The organism is Streptomyces sp. CBMA152, assembly GCF_014596475.1.
Taxonomy (GTDB): domain Bacteria; phylum Actinomycetota; class Actinomycetes; order Streptomycetales; family Streptomycetaceae; genus Streptomyces.
Genome location: NZ_MECJ01000025.1, coordinates 168,778 through 185,142, shown reverse-complemented (window position 1 = coordinate 185,142; position 16,365 = coordinate 168,778). Strand labels below are relative to the sequence as shown.

Here is a 16,365-nt window from a genome sequence, read left to right as displayed (position 1 = left end):
CCATGGCCTACCGGCCCTCGAAGCAGATGAAGAAGACCCTGCTCGGCGGCGGCGCGATCGTGCTGCTCGCCGGGCTCAACGCCCCGGCCGCGCTCTCCTTCGCCGAGGAGCAGTACCACGCGTACCAGATCCGCCGACCCGACTACATGCGCAAGTACGGCGCCTGGGACACCGTCGACATCCCCGCGAAGTACCGCACCAACGCGATCCACGCGGCCCTGCTGCACACCGGCAAGGTCCTCATCATCGCGGGCTCCGGCAACAAGCAGGAGAAGTTCGACGCGGGCTCCTTCGACACCGTGCTGTGGAACCCGAAGGACAACACCTTCAAGAAGGTCCACACCCCCGAGGACTTCTTCTGCGGCGGCCACGCCCAACTGCCGGACGGCAGGCTCCTGGTGGCGGGCGGCACCGCGCGCTACGAGGTCCTGGACGGCCATGTGAAGCGGGCCGCGGGCGGCATGCGCGTCAAGAACGAGAACCCGGAGAAGGACGTCACCATCAAGAAGGGGACCAAGTTCCGCTCCCCGTCCGGCGTCGAGTACGTGGCGAAGTTCGACGTGACCGTGCCGAAGGCCAAGCGCGAGTTCGAAGTCAGCTACTTCGCGACCGGCCAGATGAAGCCCTGGAAGACCAAGGTCACCGCCGCCGAGGCGCGGGTCTTCGTGGAGGCGGTCGCCGACGGCCCGAAATCGGTCGCCACCGACCAGGCCCAGTACGAGATCGAGGGCCTCAAGGGCCACGACGCCGACAACACGTACGGGCTGGCCGAGAAGATCACCATGGAGAAGCAGGACTTCCAGGGGATCCGGGCGGCCTACGAGTTCGACCCCAAGGCCGAGAAGTACGTGCCCGTCGCGCCGATGCAGCAGGCGCGCTGGTACCCGACGCTGACCACCCTCCAGGACGGCAAGGTGCTCGCCGTCTCCGGGCTCGACGACGTCGGGACGATCCTCGCGGGCGACAACGAGATCTACGACCCGAAGACCAAGAAGTGGGGCAAGGGGCCGTTCCGCTACTTCCCCACGTACCCCTCGCTCTTCCTCACCAAGAGCGGCAAGCTCTTCTACTCCGGCGCCAACGCGGGCTACGGACCGGCCGACAAGGGCCGCGAGCCGGGCCTGTGGGACGTGACGACCAACACCTTCAAGAAGATCGACGGCCTCGGCGACCACGACCAGACCGAGACGGCCAGCTCCCTGCTGCTCCCGCCGGCCCAGAACCAGAAGTTCATGATCCTCGGTGGCGGCGGGGTCGGTGAATCCGAGAAGTCCACACCGCGCACCGCGTTGATCGACCTCAAGGAGAACAGCCCCGCGTTCAAGACCGGGCCCGAACTCCCGCAGGGCACACGGTATTTGAACAGCGTCATCCTTCCCGACGACTCGGTCTTCACCAGCGGCGGCTCCGAGGACTACCGGGGGCGCGGCGGCAGCAACATCCTCAAGGCCCAGTTCTACGACCCCCGGGCCAACGCCTTCCGCGAGGCCGCCGACCCCACGGTGGGCCGCAACTACCACTCCGAGGCGCTGCTGCTGCCCGACGGCCGGGTCGCCACCTTCGGCTCCGACTCGCTCTTCGGCGACAAGGACAACACCAAGCTCGGCAGGTTCGAGCAGCGCATGGAGGTCTACACCCCGCCGTACCTCTACCGGGACAAGGAGAAGCGGCCCGTGCTCGGCGACGGCCCGGAGGCGGTCGGCCAGGACCGGCGGGCCACGTTCAAGGCCGAGCACCCCGAGCGGATCGCCAAGGCGCGCCTGATGCGGCCGAGCGCGGTCACCCACACCACCGACGTCGAGCAGCGCTCGATCGACGTGGGTCTGACCAAGGACCGCAACTCGGTGACGGTGACGGTGCCGCGCGACAAGGCCCTGGTGCCGCCCGGCTGGTACATGCTCTTCGTCACGGACACGGAGGGGACGCCGTCGGAGGCCAAGTGGCTGCTGGTGGACTGAGGGTTTTACGTTTTCGCGCGGCGGGCAAGACCCAGCGCGTAATCCGGCCACCAGGCGCCCGCCGCCGGGCCGCCCCGGCAGGTGCCGTCCGAGTCGCCGGGCCGCTTGATCCAGAGATACGCGTCGACCAGCGGGAACCCGGTACTGGCGGTCGGCGGCGTGCCCAGGGCGCGGCCCGGCGGGTTGCACCACGCCTGGTCGCGGCCGTCGAGCAGCGGCCCCGCCCCGTTGCGGCTGGTGTCGACGACGAAGTGCTTGCCGCCGAGGCCCTGGGAGACCTTCGTGCCGTACGCGCGTACGGCGTCGTCGGTCTGGAAGTTGGAGACGTTCAGGGCGAACCCGTCGGCCCGGGCGACCCCGGCGCGGGTCAGCGGCTCGACGAGCTTGGTCGGGTCGGGGATCCAGGCCGGGTTGCCCGCGTCCAGGTAGACCTTGGTGTTGGGCAGCTTCTTGAAGTGGTCGACCGCCTCGTTGAGCAGCTGGTAGCGCTCGTCCCAGTGCTCGGGGGTGGTGCAGCCGTCGACCATGTGGGCCACCGCGTCCGGCTCCAGGACCACGATCGCCTTCGCGTCGCCGATCGCCTCGCCGAACATGCCGTACCAGGTGCGGTACGCGGCCACGTCCGGGGCGCCGCCCGCCGAGAGACCGCCGCAGTCGCGGTGCGGGATGTTGTACGCCACCAGCAGGATCGTCCGCTGGTCCTTGGCGGCGCCCGCGACCGCGGCGCGGATGCCGGGCCGCGGGTCGTCCCAGGCGGCCCAGAGCGCCGTCGGCCGGTCCGCGATCCGCCGCAGCGCCTCGGCGTCGGCCGTACGGCCCTCGCCCTCCCAGATCTTGATCTGCTTGGCCGCGCTGCTGTCCGGGTCCACCCAGAACGGGCCCCCGGGAGCGGGCTCGGCGCCCTCGCCGGAGGACCGCCCCTGACCGGCGGGGGTGGCGGTGCCGGGGCTCGGGTCGGCGGAGCCGGAGCAGCCGACGGCGAGGGCGAGGAGGGCGACGGCGGCGAGCAGGCCGCCGGGCCGGGAGATGTGCCGGGACATTCGGCCCCTCGGGGTCACGGGCGTACACGGGACAGCGACAATCGTGACATAACGGTCACCGTCCGCAGTGGAGCGCCACGGGTCGTACGCGGGCCGAAGTGTGAGACGGGGCTGACCGGCATGTGACCAGTCGGTAAGGTCGACGCGTGCCGAAGCCCCTCAGCCTCCCGTTCGACCCCATCGCCCGCGCCGACGAACTCTGGCAGCAGCGGTGGGGGCCGGTGCCCTCGATGGGCGCGATCACCTCGATCATGCGCGCGCATCAGATCCTGCTCGCGGAGGTCGACGCGGTGGTGAAGCCGTACGGGCTGACGTTCGCGCGGTACGAGGCGCTGGTGCTGCTCACCTTCTCCAAGGCGGGGGAGTTGCCGATGTCGAAGATCGGCGAGCGGTTGATGGTCCATCCGACGTCGGTGACGAACACCGTCGACCGGCTGGTGCGGTCGGGGCTCGTCGACAAGCGGCCCAATCCGAACGACGGGCGGGGCACGCTCGCGTCCATCACGGACAAGGGTCGCGAGGTCGTGGAGAACGCGACGCGGGATCTGATGGAGATGGACTTCGGGCTGGGGGTGTACGACTCGGAGGAGTGCGGCGAGATTTTCGCCCTGCTGAGGCCCCTTCGGGTTGCTGCGCGGGATTTCGAGGACGAGTAGTCGGGGGTGCGCTTTCGCCTGCGGGCCGTCTTGGGCTGGTCGCGCAGTTCCCCGCGCCCCTAAAGGCAAAAGCGGCAGCAGGGGCCCGGCCAAGAGCTGACAGGGGCCCGGCCAAGATCGCATTCGTGCGGCCGTTACGCTCGTAGGCATGAAAAAGAGCGTGCTGACCCGGTACCGGGCGATGGCCTACATCACGGGTGTCCTTCTCGTCCTGCTGACCTTGGGCGTCATCGCCAAGTACGTGCTGGACATGAACGGTGCCGCGGACTTCACCAAGATCGTGGGCATCGCGCACGGCTGGCTGTACGTGATCTACCTCGTGGTCGCCTTCGATCTGGGGTCCAAGGCGAAGTGGCCGGTCGGGAAGCAGCTCTGGGTCCTGCTCGCCGGCACGATTCCCACCGCCGCGTTTTTCGTCGAGCGCAAGGTCTCCCGTGAGGTAGAGGCCCTGGTCACGGACTCGGCGCCGGTCGCGGCCAAGGCGTAACCCCACCGCCCACGGAGAACCGTGGGCGGTCGGCCATCGACATTTACTAGGACGTCCTAGTAAATTCGGGGTATGGACGCTGACGCCATCGAGGAAGGCCGCCGTCGCTGGCAGGCCCGTTACGACAAGGCCCGCAAGCGGGACGCGGACTTCACCACGCTCTCCGGGGACGAGGTCGAGCCGGTCTACGGCCCTCGCCCCGGCGACACCTACGAGGGCTTCGAGCGGATCGGGTGGCCCGGCGAGTACCCGTACACGCGCGGGCTGCACGCCACCGGCTACCGGGGGCGTACGTGGACGATCCGGCAGTTCGCCGGGTTCGGCAACGCCGAGCAGACCAACGAGCGCTACAAGATGATCCTCGCGGCGGGCGGCGGCGGTCTCTCGGTCGCCTTCGACATGCCGACCCTGATGGGCCGCGACTCCGACGACCCGCGCTCGCTGGGCGAGGTCGGGCACTGCGGTGTCGCCATCGACTCGGCCGCCGACATGGAGGTCCTGTTCAAGGACATCCCGCTCGGTGACGTCACCACGTCCATGACGATCAGCGGCCCGGCCGTCCCGGTCTTCTGCATGTACCTGGTTGCCGCCGAGCGCCAGGGCGTCGACCCGGCGATCCTCAACGGCACGCTCCAGACGGACATCTTCAAGGAGTACATCGCGCAGAAGGAGTGGCTCTTCCAGCCCGAGCCGCATCTGCGCCTCATCGGCGACCTGATGGAGCACTGCGCGCAGGGCATCCCCGCGTACAAGCCGCTCTCGGTCTCCGGGTACCACATCCGCGAGGCGGGCGCGACGGCCGCGCAGGAGCTGGCGTACACGCTGGCGGACGGTTTCGGCTACGTGGAGCTGGGACTCAGCCGTGGGCTCGATGTCGATGTCTTCGCTCCCGGCCTCTCCTTCTTCTTCGACGCCCACCTCGACTTCTTCGAGGAGATCGCCAAGTTCCGGGCCGCGCGCCGGATCTGGGCGCGGTGGATGAAGGAGGTGTACGGGGCGAAGTCCGACAAGGCGCAGTGGCTGCGCTTCCACACCCAGACCGCCGGTGTCTCGCTGACCGCGCAGCAGCCGTACAACAACGTCGTCCGTACGGCGGTGGAGGCGCTGTCCGCCATCCTCGGCGGCACGAACTCGCTGCACACCAACGCCCTGGACGAGACCCTGGCCCTGCCGAGCGAGCAGGCGGCCGAGATCGCCCTGCGGACGCAGCAGGTGATCATGGAGGAGACGGGTGTGGCCAATGTGGCCGACCCGCTGGGCGGCGCCTGGTACGTGGAGCAGCTCACCGACCGCATCGAGGCGGACGCGGAGAAGATCTTCGACCAGATCAAGGAGCGGGGCACCCGGGCGCACCCCGACGGGCAGCACCCCATCGGCCCGATCACCTCGGGCATCCTGCGCGGGATCGAGGACGGCTGGTTCACCGGGGAGATCGCGGAGTCGGCGTTCCAGTACCAGCGGTCCCTGGAGAAGGGCGACAAGCGGGTCGTGGGCGTCAACGTCCACCACGGGTCTGTCACCGGTGACCTGGAGATCCTGCGGGTCAGCCACGAGGTGGAGCGCGAGCAGGTCCGCGTCCTGGGCGACCGCAAGGCGGGCCGGAACGAGGCGGCGGTTCGTTCTGCGCTCGACTCGATGCTGGCCGCCGCGCGCGACGGCTCGAACATGATCGCGCCGATGCTCGACGCGGTGCGCGCGGAGGCGACTCTGGGCGAGATCTGCGGGGTGCTGCGCGACGAGTGGGGCGTGTATACGGAGCCGGCGGGGTTCTAGGCGCGGGTTGACTGTGGCTGAGCGCGCAGTTCCCCGCGCCCCTAGGAGGGCCCTTCGGGCCCATTAAGGGGCGCGGGGAACTGCGCGCTCAGCCCCCACCGGCTCGCAGCCGAAGACCCCGGCCGCCCGCCCAGGGCTTTCGGGAAGGGGCGGGGTGGGGAATCGCCCGCCGCAGGCGGCAACCGGCCCGCAGGGCTACGACGGCCACGTCACGCGAAACTCCGCACCCCCGCCCGGCGCGTTCCCGGCGGTCAGCTCCGCCCCATGCGCCCGGGCGATCTGACGGGCCATGGCCAGCCCCAGGCCCGACCCGGGCAACGCACGCGCCCGGTCGGCCCGATAGAAGCGGTCGAAGACGTACGGCAGATCCTCCTCGGCGATGCCGGGCCCATGGTCCCGTACCGCCAACTCCCGGTCAGACAGGACCACTTCGACAGGCGCGCCCGCCGGGCTGAACTTCGCCGCGTTGTCCAGCAGGTTGGACAGCAACCGGGCGAGCCGGGCCGGAACCCCGGGAACAGTGGCGGCCGCATCCGTCAGATCGAGCCGGAACGGCGTCGCGGGCCAGTGCGCACGCGCCGTGTCCACGGTGTGCGCGACCAGAGGCGCGAGCCGGACCTGCTCCAGGAGCGGGGTCGGTTCCTCGTCCCGCGCAAGGTCGATCAGGTCGTTCACCATCACGGTCACCTCCCGGATCTGACGCCCGAGCGCAGACGACGCCCGAGTGCGCTGAGCATCCGTCAGACGATCGGCCCGCGCGAGGAGTTCGGCGTTCGTACGCAGCGCGGTGAGCGGCGTACGCAGCTCGTGGGACGCGTCCGCGACGAGCCGGCGCTGGGCCGTCACCGACTGCTCCAGCTCGCCCAGCATCGTGTTGAAGGACGCGGCGAGCCGGGTCACCTCGTCCTCCTTGCGGGCCGGTCCCGGCGGCAGCTCGATGCGATGGCTCGGGTCCCGCGTCGCCGCGATGTGCTCGGCGGTCGCGGTGAGCCGGGCGACCGGGGCGAGGCCGGTGCGCGAGACCCAGTAGCCGAGCCCGGCCGCGAGCAGCACCCCGGTGGCCCCGACCCCGGTGAGCAGCTGCGCCGCCTGCCGTACGCCCTGCTCCACCGTGTCGGCGCGCAGGGCGACCTGCAACGCCTCGCCGCGCGGCAGGCCGGTGGTGAGCATGCGCGCGGGGTGGCCGGAGAGGGTGATGTTGGTGAAGTACGGGCGGCGCTGCCCGGCCGCGACCTCGCGGGCCTGCGGCGGGACCGGCAGCAGATACGGCCGCGCGGGGTCCTTCGCCCGGTCGGCCGGGACGATCTGGGCGCAGGCCGGGGCGGAGAGGAAGCGGCACTCGCCGTTGAGCACGCCGGGTGCCTCGCCCCGGTTCTGCTGGGCGGCCAGGGTCGCGGACTGGGTGAGGTTCAGATCGAGTTGATGGAACAGCTCGTAACGGATCACGAAGAACGCGGCCGCGCAGACGCCGAGCGCGACCAGTGCCACCGCCGCCGAGGCAGCAACCGCCAGACGCGTGCGCAGCGGGCGATGGCGCCGCCAGCGGGCGCCGAGCCTGCGCCGCGCGCTCACGGGGTGTCCAGCCGGTAGCCGACGCCGTGGACGGTGTGGACCAGGCGCGGCTCGCCGCCCGCCTCCAGTTTGCGGCGCAGATAACCCACGTACACCGCGAGGGAGTTGGAGTCCGGGCCGAAGTCGCGGCCCCAGACGATCTCCAGGATCATCTCGCGCGGCAGGACCTGGCCCGGGTGGCGCATCAGCAGTTCCAGCAGGGCGAACTCGGTGCGGCTGAACTCCAGCGGGCGCCCGGCGCGGTGGCCGGTGCGGGTCGCCGGGTCGACCACCAGATCCGCGAACGACAGCTGCTCCGGCTCGGGCTGGTCGGGCGCGGCCCGGCGCAGCAACGCCCGTACGCGCGCGACCAGTTCGTCGAGCGCGAAGGGCTTGACGAGGTAGTCGTCCGCGCCCGCCTCCAGGCCGTCGACGCGCTCGCTCACCGAGTCGAGCGCGGTCAGGACGAGGACGGGAGTGCGGTCGCCCATCGCCCGCAGCTGACGGCAGACGGCCAGCCCGTCCAGAACCGGCATCATCACATCGAGGACGACCGCGTCCGGCTGCCAGGAGCCGATCTCGGAGAGCGCCGCGAGGCCGTCGGCGGCGCCCCGCACCTCGTACCCCTCGACCGCGAGCCCGTCCTCGACGGCGGCCCGCACCTCCGGCTCGTCGTCGACGACGAGGATACGGACGGGGGGCCGGGCGGGGGCGGGGCCGCCGTTCTGGGGGCCGCTGCCTGCGGGACCGCTGCTCATGGGGCTGCTGCTCATGGGCAAAGAGTGCCAAAGGGCGCTCTTAGAAGCCTCTTAAGCCACCCCGCGAACGTTTCGGCCATGCGCACACCACTCTCCGTCGTGATCGGTGCGGGCGGCACCGGCGGCCACATCTATCCCGGGCTCGCGCTCGCCGAGGCGCTGCGCCGGGCCGTCCCGGACGCGGTGATCTCCTTCGTCGGTACGGACCGGGGCCTGGAGACCGAGCTGATCCCCGGCGCCGGACACCGGCTGCACACCGTCGACATGATCCCCTTCGACCCGGCGCTCGGCGCCCGGCGGTATCTGCTCCCCGCAGCGCTGCTGAAGTCGGGCGCGCAGTGCCGCGCGATCCTGCGGGCGCAGGGCGCGCACGTCGCCGTCGGGATGGGCGGCTATCCCAGCGCGCCCGTCATCGTCGGCGCCAGACTCGCCGGACTGCCCAGCCTCATCCATGAGTCCAACGCGGTGCCGGGGCGGGCCAACCAGTTCGCGGCCCGGCTCACCCGGAACATCGCGGTCGCCTTCGACCGCAGCCGGGCGCATCTGACCGGCGGCGCGGACGCCATCACCACCGGGATGCCGATCTCGGCAGCGCTGGCCCGGATGGACCGGCCCACGATGCGCGCCGAGGCCCGCCGCGCCCTCGACGTCCCGCCCGGCGCGCGTCTCGTACTCGTCAACGGCGGCAGCCTGGGCGCGGCCCGGCTCACCGAGGCGGCCGTCGGGCTGGCCCAGCGCTGGCACGGCCGTGACGACGTCCACCTGATCATCAAGACCGGGCCCGCCGCCCTCGACGAGACCCGGCGGCGGCTCACCGGGCTGTGGGGCGCGCGGGCCGTGCCGTATCTCGACCGGATGGACCTGGCGTACGCGGCGGCCGATCTGGTGGTCTGCCGCGCAGGTTCGGCGACCGTCGCGGAACTCGCCACCACGGGCGTGCCATCGGTGCTCGTCCCGTATCCGCACGCGCCCGGCGACCACCAGACGCACAACGCGCGCGTGCTCTCCGACGCGGGCGCCGGGCTGCTGCTGCCGGACGCCGAGACCACGCCCGAACGCCTCGCCGCGCTCGTCGAGCCGCTGCTCGCCGACCCGGCCCGGCTCGCCGCGATGAGCGGCGCGGCCGACCCCGGCACGCACGCCCGGGCGGCGGAACTGCTCGCGGCGAAGGTCATCGAACTCGCGGCACGCACCACCCCGTACACCCTCTCGTACAAGAAGGAGCACGCAGCATGAGCAACTGGAACAACCGGACGGTCCTGGTCACCGGGGCCGAGGGGTTCATCGGCTCGACGCTCGTCGACCTGCTGGTCGAACAGGGCGCGCGGGTGCGGGCGTTGGTGCACTACAAGCCGTACGCGGAGAAGGGCCACCTCGCGCATCTGCTCGACCACCCGGCGGTCGAGATGATCGCGGGCGACGTACGCGACGCGGGCCGGGTCTCGGACGCGGTCGCGGGCTGCGACACGGTCTTCCACCTCGCCGCCCTGATCGGCATTCCGTACAGCTACGACTCGCCGGGTGCGTACGTGCAGACGAACGTGGTCGGCACCGAGAACATCGCGGAGGCGTGCCGCCGGCATGCGGTGCGGCGTCTTGTGCACACCTCCACGAGCGAGGTGTACGGGACCGCGCTGACCGCCCCGATCGGCGAGGACCACCCGCTCCAGCCCCAATCCCCCTACTCCGCCTCGAAGATCGGCGCGGACATGATGGCGCTGTCGCACTGGCACGCGTTCGAGCTGCCGGTGACGGTGGTGCGGCCGTTCAACACGTACGGGCCGCGGCAGTCGGCGCGGGCCGTGATCCCGACGATCCTGGCCCAACTGCACGCGGGCGCACGGGAGATCCGCCTCGGCTCACTTTCGCCGACGCGCGACTTCACGTACGTCACGGACACCGCGCGGGGGTTCCTGGCGGTGGCGTCGTGCGACCGGGCGCTGGGGGAGGTGGTGAACCTCGGCACCGGCCGCGAGATTTCGATCGGCGACCTGGCGTCTGCGCTGATCGCGGCGTCGGGGCGCGACGCGCGTGTCGTGGTCGACCCGGCGCGTCTGCGGCCCTCGGGCAGCGAGGTGGAACGTCTGCTTTCGGACAACACTCGGGCGCGGGAGTGGGCGGGTTGGGAGCCGGAGGTGTCCCTGGAGGAGGGGCTGAAGCGGACGTCGGAGTGGGTGGAGGGGAACTTGGGGGTGTTCGCGCCGGGGCGGTATGCGGTGTGAGTTTGGAGGCCCCTCCCCGCCCCTTCCCGCTGTGACATTTGCGGCTCCGCCGCGTGGCCTCCGGGGGATCTGTTCGGCTGCGGACCGGTGGGGGCTTGTCGCGCAGTTCCCCGCGCCCCTAGGTATTTAGGGGCGCGGGGAACTGCGCGATCAGCCACAGACGGCTCGCAGCCGACGAACCCGGCTGCCCGCCAAGGGCTTTCGGGAAGGGGCGGGGTGGGGGCCAAAGGGGGCGCGGGGAACTGCGCGAGCAACCCACTACGGCCCGCAGGCGAACTACATGCCCGCGGGCCGCCTAGGCCGTCGCCGTCAACCCCGTGCACACCAGGAGGGTGAAGTCGCGGGCCCACTCCGCGTCGACCGGCTCCGCGCTGACCAGAGCGCGGTGGACCACCGCGCCCGCGACCACGTCGAAGATGAGGTCGGCGTGGCGCGCGGAGGTGGCGGGGTCGTCCTCGTAAGGGAGTTCGCCCCGCACCTGCGCCCGCTCGCGGCCGATCAGTACGAGCCGTTTCTGGCGGTCGACGATCGCGGAGCGGATACGGCCGCGCAGGGCGTCGTCGCGGGTGGACTCGGCGACCACCGCCATCAGCGCGGTCTTCGTCTCGGGCCGTTCCAGGATCGAGGCGAACTGGAGCACCACGCCCTCCACGTCCGCCGCGAGGCTGCCGAGGTCGGGCAGTTCCAGCTCGTCGAAGAGGACCGCGACCGCGTCCACGACCAGCTCGTTCTTGCCCGCCCAGCGCCGGTACAGCGTCGTCTTGGCGACGCCCGCGCGGGTCGCCACGTCCCCCATCGTCAGCTTGGACCAGCCCAGCTCGACCAGCGCCTGCCGGGTCGCCAGCAGGATCGCCGCGTCGGCCTCGGTGCTGCGGGGGCGACCGGGGCGCGCGGTTCTGCCGGGGCTGGATTGGGAACACATGACGCACGACCATACCGGCCGGTAGGGAATGCGCCAGGGGCTCCGCCACAGGGCCCGCTGTGGGGCAGATCACGGCGTACGAGAGGACGGAGTCGACCCGCTCCAGTTACGCTACGGCTCGTAGCGAAAGACTTTGAGCGGTCATTGAGCGACAACCACATGAGGCGTCCGGTGGGGACCGGACGCCGCCAGGCACCGGGTGGGGACCGGGTGCCGAGCCGGACCGAGCTCGTCCGTGTGCCTCGCAAACCGGCGGGGGGCCATGGATGGGCCCGGATCCTGCCACCGGATTCACCACAGCCGTGCGCGGAAGGGGGAGGATGTACGCATGCAGCCTAGGAACATGTCCATGAGCGGCGTCGTCGACCTCGCCGCGGTGAAGGCGGCCGGTGAGGCCAAGGTCAAGGCGGAGCAGGCGCGCGCCGAGGCCGCCCGGCAGGGCGGGAGCGCGGCGGTACCCCCGTCGGCCCTCGTGATCGATGTCGACGAGGCCGGATTCGAGCGCGACATCCTCCAGCGCTCCGCCGAGGTGCCGGTCGTCATCGACTTCTGGGCCGAGTGGTGCGAGCCGTGCAAGCAGCTCGGCCCGCTCCTCGAACGCCTCGCCGTCGAGTACAACGGCCGTTTCCTCCTCGCCAAGATCGATGTCGACGCCAACCAGATGCTGATGCAGCAGTTCGGGATCCAGGGGATCCCGGCCGTCTTCGCGGTGGTCGCGGGACAGGCGCTGCCGCTCTTCCAGGGCGCGGCCCCGGAGCAGCAGATCCGCGAGACCCTGGACCAGCTGATCCAGGTCGCGGAGGAGCGCTTCGGCCTCACCGGTATCGCGGTCGACGCCGACGCGTCCGCGACCGACGTCGCCGACGCCCCGGTCCCGGCGGGCCCGTACGACGCCCTGCTCGAAGCGGCCGTGACGGCCCTCGACTCCGGCGATCTGGCCGGCGCCGTCCAGGCGTACAAGAACGTACTGGCCGACGACCCCGGCCATCCCGAGGCCAAGCTCGGCCTCGCCCAGGCCGAACTGCTGCGCCGCGTCCAGGGGATGGACGTGCCGCAGGTCCGCAAGGACGCGGCGGAGAAGCCCACCGACGTCACCGCGCAGATCGCCGCGGCGGATCTGGATCTGGTGGGCGGCCATGTCGAGGACGCGTTCGGCCGACTCGTCGAGACGGTCCGCGTCACGGCGGGCGAGGACCGCAACGCGGTGCGCCTGCGCCTTCTCGAACTGTTCGAGGTCGTCGGCGCGGAGGACCCGCGGGTGACGGCGGCGCGGGGCGCGCTGGCGCGGGTGCTGTTCTGACGTCCCTGTCCTGAGCTGGTCGTGGATCGGCCGAGCGGCACATGTGCGCCGCACGTGCCCGGCCCGCGTGACACTCGTGAACCGGCGGTACGCCGCTGACGATTTGGCGACACGGAGACATCCGGCGACCGCGTTTTACCAAAACTTGGTAAACGCGGTCGCTGTTACTCGCAGTAAATTGAACTGCTTCTTACGTCCGCATTGAGACGTCTATTTCCGCTTCTGTCCGGTGACTTGGGGGCACGAAGTGTGGCCACGCGATGCCGGGCTGTCGCGCCACGGTTATCCCTCCGTTACTGGCAAGTAACGAACCCCCTTGCGCCCCTCCTCCGAATGGACAACGATCGGCCACGCTCGGTCCAATAACGCACCAGCCCGACAGCCACTCGGCGCTGCGCGTTTCCTGGGTCCCCACCGAGTCGGCCGGCGGCCAGTGACGCCGACCGTGGACAGGGGGGTCTCTGCCGTACGGCGGAGCCTGTCCAGCAGGTTGTGCGTGATGCGTCAGGCGCGACCAGTGGTTGTCGCTCGGGGGTGATCGCCGGTGATTCGGACGCGGTAAGCGCCTGAAGACTCGGGCGCTCTCCTTCCCGAGGACGTAGCACTTCTCCCATCCCTGGACAGCCTGCGAGGGTCCGTCCCGGAGATGTACGTCCGAGAAGGAGGAAAGTCATGGAGTCCCAAGTACGTGGCGGGACCAGATGGAAGCGGTTCGCTCTGGTCATGGTGCCGAGCGTGGCCGCCACGGCGGCGATAGGCATCGGGCTCGCCCAGGGTGCCCTCGCGGCGTCGTTCAGTGTTTCCGGCGTTGACTTCAAGGTGACGGCGGACCGGTTGGAAGGTGACGACCTCCTTCAGTACGGGTCGATCGCCACCGGCACGGACCTCGACGGCAACAAGGCCGCGCACCCTGTCGTGGTGTCGGGCTTCAGCCACGCCGAGATCTACAACATGTGCCAGTCCGTCGTGACGCCGAAGGTTCCGTTCTTCGGCAACATCACGATGACGATCAACGCGGGCGGCGGCAGCGAGCCGGTGAAGGCGGACAACATCTACCTCGATGTGTCCCAGCTCGACACCGACGCCGAGTTCAAGAACATCGACATCGGTGTCGCGGCCGGCGAGGGTACGACCAACGGCAAGACGAAGATGCAGGGCAACGCGACGCCCAAGTCGAACCCTTACGGTTTCGCGCAGCGCGCCGATCACGCGACCCTGAAGCGGGTCGAGCAGCGTGCGTGGGCGACCACAGCGGGCAGCTTCAAGCTGAGCGGCCTCAAGATCCGCCTGTCCACCGGCGCCAACGAGTGCCAGTTGTCCCACTAGGCGGACTCTCCGGTGGCCGGGGGCGGACGCCGCCCGCGGCCACCGGTATCACCATCTTTCTCACAGCAACAGCGGTACCAGGGAGCTGTTTTCCATGAGCGCCGAGACCACCGGTTCCCGCGGTTTCACCTACTGGCGGCTTCGTTTCCGGGCCTGGCGGGGCAGCCGTCCGTTCTGGGCGGGCCTGTTCACCATGGCGGGCGGGGTGCCCATCGCGTACTTCCCGTACGCCAATATCCACCTCGGGAACATCACGCTGGCCATGTCGACGACGGCGGGCGCGGGTTCGCTGATCATCGGCGTACTGCTCATCACGCTCGGCCTGACGATGTGGTACCACCGGCCCGTGCGGGTGTTTGCCGGCGTGGCCGCGATCCTGCTCGCGCTGATCTCCCTGCCCGTCGCCAACATCGGCGGCTTCCTGATGGGCTTCCTGCTCGCCCTGTTCGGCGGCGCCCTCGCGCTGTCGTGGGTGCCGGCGAAGCCGAAGCGGCGTGACCGGCACGCCAAGGCCGCCGACCCCTCGGACGATGAGCCGGACGGTCAGACCGTCCCCGGCCCGCGCGAGGAGGAGTCCGGAACGGCCGTCACCGAAACGACAGTCGACGCCAATGGCGGGAGGAACAGTGCGGGGTGACGAGACGCAGCTGAACTCGACCGGAGGCGACAACTCCCGTGAGAGAGGCGGGCCGCGCCATGCGGCCCCGAGGAAGTCGCTCTTCACGAAGCTGCACATGCCCGCGGGCAAGGCGATGGCGCTGGCCGCCATGCCGACGGCCATGTTCGTCGGGATGAGCCTCACGCCCAAGCTCGCGATGGCCGACGACAAGACGGACATCCCGTTCGCGCCCGGCCCGTGTGTGACCCGCTCCGACCAGCCGAGCGCGTCGGCGAGCCCGTCGAAGTCGCCGAGCCCGTCGTCGAGCAAGTCGAGCACGCCGACGCCTTCTCCGTCCGGGACGGCGGACAAGAAGCCCGCCGAGCCGACTCCCACCGAGAGCCCGTCGGCGGCGAAGACGCAGTCCCAGACGCAGCCGAAGCCCGCCACCTCGCAGGCGCCCGCCACCAAGCCGACCTCGGACCCGACGCCGACCAAGTCCACCAACCCGCTGGACCCGTTGGGGCTGGGGGACGTACTGGGCGACATCCTGGGCGTACACCCGAGCCAGTCGTCGACGCCGGTGACCCCGAAGCCGTCTACGTCCACGGCTCCGACGACCACGCCGTCCACCAAGGCGTCGACGCCGAGCACGCCCACCAAGAAGCCCACCACCAAGTCGCCCGTGACGACCGCCACCGACCAGGCGGCGCAGGCGATCCGTGACGCGGCCAACCAGGCGGGCCAGAAGGTCGAGGACCTGGCGCCCGGTGCGAAGGGCCTGGACGTCAAGAAGGACACCAACGTCCCCGACGGCGCCAAGCAGCCCTTCCCGTGTCCGACGGCCGACCCGAAGGCGCTCGCCAACGCGAAGCTCGCGTCGGAGGTCCCGCTGCTGCCGGACCAGCCGTGGATCCTCAAGACGTCGAAGCTGACCCTGAGCGGCCTGAACTACGAGGGCATCGTCGAGGTCAAGACGGGCGGCGGCAAGGTCAAGAAGGTCCTCAAGTTCACGGCGAAGTCGGTGGACATCGACAACCTGCACCAGCTGGTGTACGGCCCGGAGCTCAACGGCAAGCCGACGACCGCCCACGTCAAGGCGCGCGCGGGCTCCGAGTCGACGATCCGCAACGGCACCGTGACGATGTACACGGAGGAGCTGAAGGGCAACCTCTTCGGCCTCATCCCGATCACGTTCAGCCCGCAGACCCCGCCCCCGCTGAACATCCCGTACGTCTTCTTCACCAACGCGACGGTCCACCAGGCCGGCCAGTTCGGCGGCACCCTGACGGTCCCGGGCCTCCAGAACTACATCACGGACGGCAACCCCGAGTAGCCGTCCACCATTCAAAGACCCATCCGGGAGCCGCAGTTAGGCCGTGGCCCGCACCGATCTCGGTGCGGGCCACGGTCGTCTCATTTTCATCACTACCTTCACAGGTGGCTCAAATAACCTTCACAGAAATTCGCAACCTTCACTAGAGTGACGGGTGCTGCGGTCGTGGACCCGGCGCGGGGGCATTCATGGGGGAGGCAACGAGCTATTTGGCGTGCCCACGTGCATGTCTGCGCTCGTGACCCCTGTGAGGAGCCCTTTCTTCATGCTGAGTTCAGTCAGTCGCTCGGTCCGCCGGGCGGTGGTGTACGCGACGGCTTTCGCTATAGCCGTTGTTGCGGTGTTGGTAGCGAGATCGACCCTTCCAGCCATCGGGGGCCGGACGGCCGAGACAGCGGCCCAGAAGCCCAACGCGGCCGATCCCCCAGCTCAAACCCC

Annotated in this window: 14 protein-coding genes; 10 read left to right on the top strand and 4 right to left on the bottom strand. The window is 70.3% G+C overall.

All coding sequences use genetic code 11. From position 1 onward, the window contains the following. The first annotated feature begins 2 nt into the window (after window positions 1-2). Complete coding sequence (locus tag BG418_RS22225; protein ID WP_188275708.1) at window positions 3-1,958, top strand: kelch motif-containing protein; 1,956 nt, start codon at window positions 3-5, stop codon at window positions 1,956-1,958. 5 nt (window positions 1,959-1,963) lie between these two features. Here BG418_RS22225 and BG418_RS22220 read toward each other — a convergent pair whose 3' ends face one another. After that, the gene (locus BG418_RS22220) at window positions 1,964-2,998 is read right to left on the bottom strand and encodes a glycoside hydrolase family 6 protein (protein ID WP_188275707.1); all 1,035 of its coding nucleotides are present in this window, start codon (window positions 2,996-2,998) and stop codon (window positions 1,964-1,966) included. A gap of 146 nt (window positions 2,999-3,144) precedes the next feature. Between BG418_RS22220 and BG418_RS22215 the strand changes: the two genes are divergently transcribed. The 3 genes from BG418_RS22215 (at window position 3,145) to BG418_RS22205 (ending at window position 5,914) form a co-directional block, all read left to right on the top strand. Then, entirely contained in the window at window positions 3,145-3,654 is a 510-nt protein-coding gene (locus tag BG418_RS22215) for a MarR family winged helix-turn-helix transcriptional regulator (protein ID WP_188275706.1), read from the top strand. 148 nt (window positions 3,655-3,802) lie between these two features. Further along, the gene (locus BG418_RS22210; RefSeq protein ID WP_188275705.1) at window positions 3,803-4,141 is read left to right on the top strand and encodes a DUF3817 domain-containing protein; all 339 of its coding nucleotides are present in this window, start codon (window positions 3,803-3,805) and stop codon (window positions 4,139-4,141) included. A gap of 72 nt (window positions 4,142-4,213) precedes the next feature. After that, entirely contained in the window at window positions 4,214-5,914 is a 1,701-nt protein-coding gene (locus BG418_RS22205) for a methylmalonyl-CoA mutase (protein ID WP_188275704.1), read from the top strand. Between the two features lie 195 nt (window positions 5,915-6,109). Here the strand turns inward: BG418_RS22205 and BG418_RS22200 are convergent, their stop codons facing one another. After that, window positions 6,110-7,486: a cell wall metabolism sensor histidine kinase WalK gene (locus tag BG418_RS22200; RefSeq protein WP_188275703.1), complete on the bottom strand. Its 1,377-nt coding sequence runs from the start codon at window positions 7,484-7,486 to the stop codon at window positions 6,110-6,112. Continuing rightward, window positions 7,483-8,223 carry a response regulator transcription factor gene (locus BG418_RS22195; protein ID WP_188275778.1) on the bottom strand — a complete coding sequence of 247 codons (741 nt, stop codon included), beginning with the start codon at window positions 8,221-8,223 and terminating at the stop codon, window positions 7,483-7,485. The genes BG418_RS22200 and BG418_RS22195 overlap by 4 nt, the downstream gene beginning before the upstream one ends. Before the next feature lie 78 nt (window positions 8,224-8,301). Here BG418_RS22195 and BG418_RS22190 point away from each other — a divergent pair, with 78 nt between their 5' ends. Both BG418_RS22190 and BG418_RS22185 read left to right on the top strand, forming a co-directional pair. Further along, window positions 8,302-9,459: a glycosyltransferase gene (locus BG418_RS22190; protein ID WP_188275702.1), complete on the top strand. Its 1,158-nt coding sequence runs from the start codon at window positions 8,302-8,304 to the stop codon at window positions 9,457-9,459. Next, window positions 9,456-10,445, top strand: a complete 990-nt coding sequence (locus tag BG418_RS22185) for an SDR family NAD(P)-dependent oxidoreductase (protein ID WP_188275701.1) — start codon at window positions 9,456-9,458, stop codon at window positions 10,443-10,445. Before BG418_RS22190 ends, BG418_RS22185 begins: the two co-directional genes overlap by 4 nt. A 295-nt stretch (window positions 10,446-10,740) precedes the next feature. Here BG418_RS22185 and BG418_RS22180 read toward each other — a convergent pair whose 3' ends face one another. Next, complete coding sequence (locus BG418_RS22180) at window positions 10,741-11,367, bottom strand: TetR/AcrR family transcriptional regulator (RefSeq protein ID WP_188275700.1); 627 nt, start codon at window positions 11,365-11,367, stop codon at window positions 10,741-10,743. A 328-nt stretch (window positions 11,368-11,695) separates the two neighbouring features. Here BG418_RS22180 and BG418_RS22175 point away from each other — a divergent pair, with 328 nt between their 5' ends. The 4 genes from BG418_RS22175 (at window position 11,696) to BG418_RS22160 (ending at window position 15,927) form a co-directional block, all read left to right on the top strand. Next, complete coding sequence (locus tag BG418_RS22175) at window positions 11,696-12,667, top strand: tetratricopeptide repeat protein (RefSeq protein WP_188275699.1); 972 nt, start codon at window positions 11,696-11,698, stop codon at window positions 12,665-12,667. Window positions 12,668-13,339: 672 nt separating this feature from the next. After that, window positions 13,340-13,993: a DUF6230 family protein gene (locus BG418_RS22170; protein WP_188275698.1), complete on the top strand. Its 654-nt coding sequence runs from the start codon at window positions 13,340-13,342 to the stop codon at window positions 13,991-13,993. A 94-nt stretch (window positions 13,994-14,087) separates the two neighbouring features. After that, window positions 14,088-14,630 (top strand): DUF6114 domain-containing protein, encoded by a 543-nt coding sequence (locus BG418_RS22165; protein WP_188275697.1) that lies wholly within the window; start codon window positions 14,088-14,090, stop codon window positions 14,628-14,630. Further along, window positions 14,620-15,927, top strand: a complete 1,308-nt coding sequence (locus tag BG418_RS22160; protein ID WP_188275777.1) for a hypothetical protein — start codon at window positions 14,620-14,622, stop codon at window positions 15,925-15,927. The genes BG418_RS22165 and BG418_RS22160 overlap by 11 nt, the downstream gene beginning before the upstream one ends. Window positions 15,928-16,365 lie beyond the last annotated feature (438 nt).

Coding starts and splice junctions, on each gene's coding strand:
- BG418_RS22225 (WP_188275708.1), top strand. CDS start 3: ATGGCCTACCGGCCCTCGAAGCAGATGAAGAAGACCCTGCTCGGCGGC.
- BG418_RS22220 (WP_188275707.1), bottom strand. CDS start 2,998: ATGTCCCGGCACATCTCCCGGCCCGGCGGCCTGCTCGCCGCCGTCGCC.
- BG418_RS22210 (WP_188275705.1), top strand. CDS start 3,803: ATGAAAAAGAGCGTGCTGACCCGGTACCGGGCGATGGCCTACATCACG.
- BG418_RS22205 (WP_188275704.1), top strand. CDS start 4,214: ATGGACGCTGACGCCATCGAGGAAGGCCGCCGTCGCTGGCAGGCCCGT.
- BG418_RS22195 (WP_188275778.1), bottom strand. CDS start 8,223: ATGAGCAGCGGTCCCGCAGGCAGCGGCCCCCAGAACGGCGGCCCCGCC.
- BG418_RS22190 (WP_188275702.1), top strand. CDS start 8,302: ATGCGCACACCACTCTCCGTCGTGATCGGTGCGGGCGGCACCGGCGGC.
- BG418_RS22185 (WP_188275701.1), top strand. CDS start 9,456: ATGAGCAACTGGAACAACCGGACGGTCCTGGTCACCGGGGCCGAGGGG.
- BG418_RS22180 (WP_188275700.1), bottom strand. CDS start 11,367: ATGTGTTCCCAATCCAGCCCCGGCAGAACCGCGCGCCCCGGTCGCCCC.
- BG418_RS22175 (WP_188275699.1), top strand. CDS start 11,696: ATGCAGCCTAGGAACATGTCCATGAGCGGCGTCGTCGACCTCGCCGCG.
- BG418_RS22170 (WP_188275698.1), top strand. CDS start 13,340: ATGGAGTCCCAAGTACGTGGCGGGACCAGATGGAAGCGGTTCGCTCTG.
- BG418_RS22165 (WP_188275697.1), top strand. CDS start 14,088: ATGAGCGCCGAGACCACCGGTTCCCGCGGTTTCACCTACTGGCGGCTT.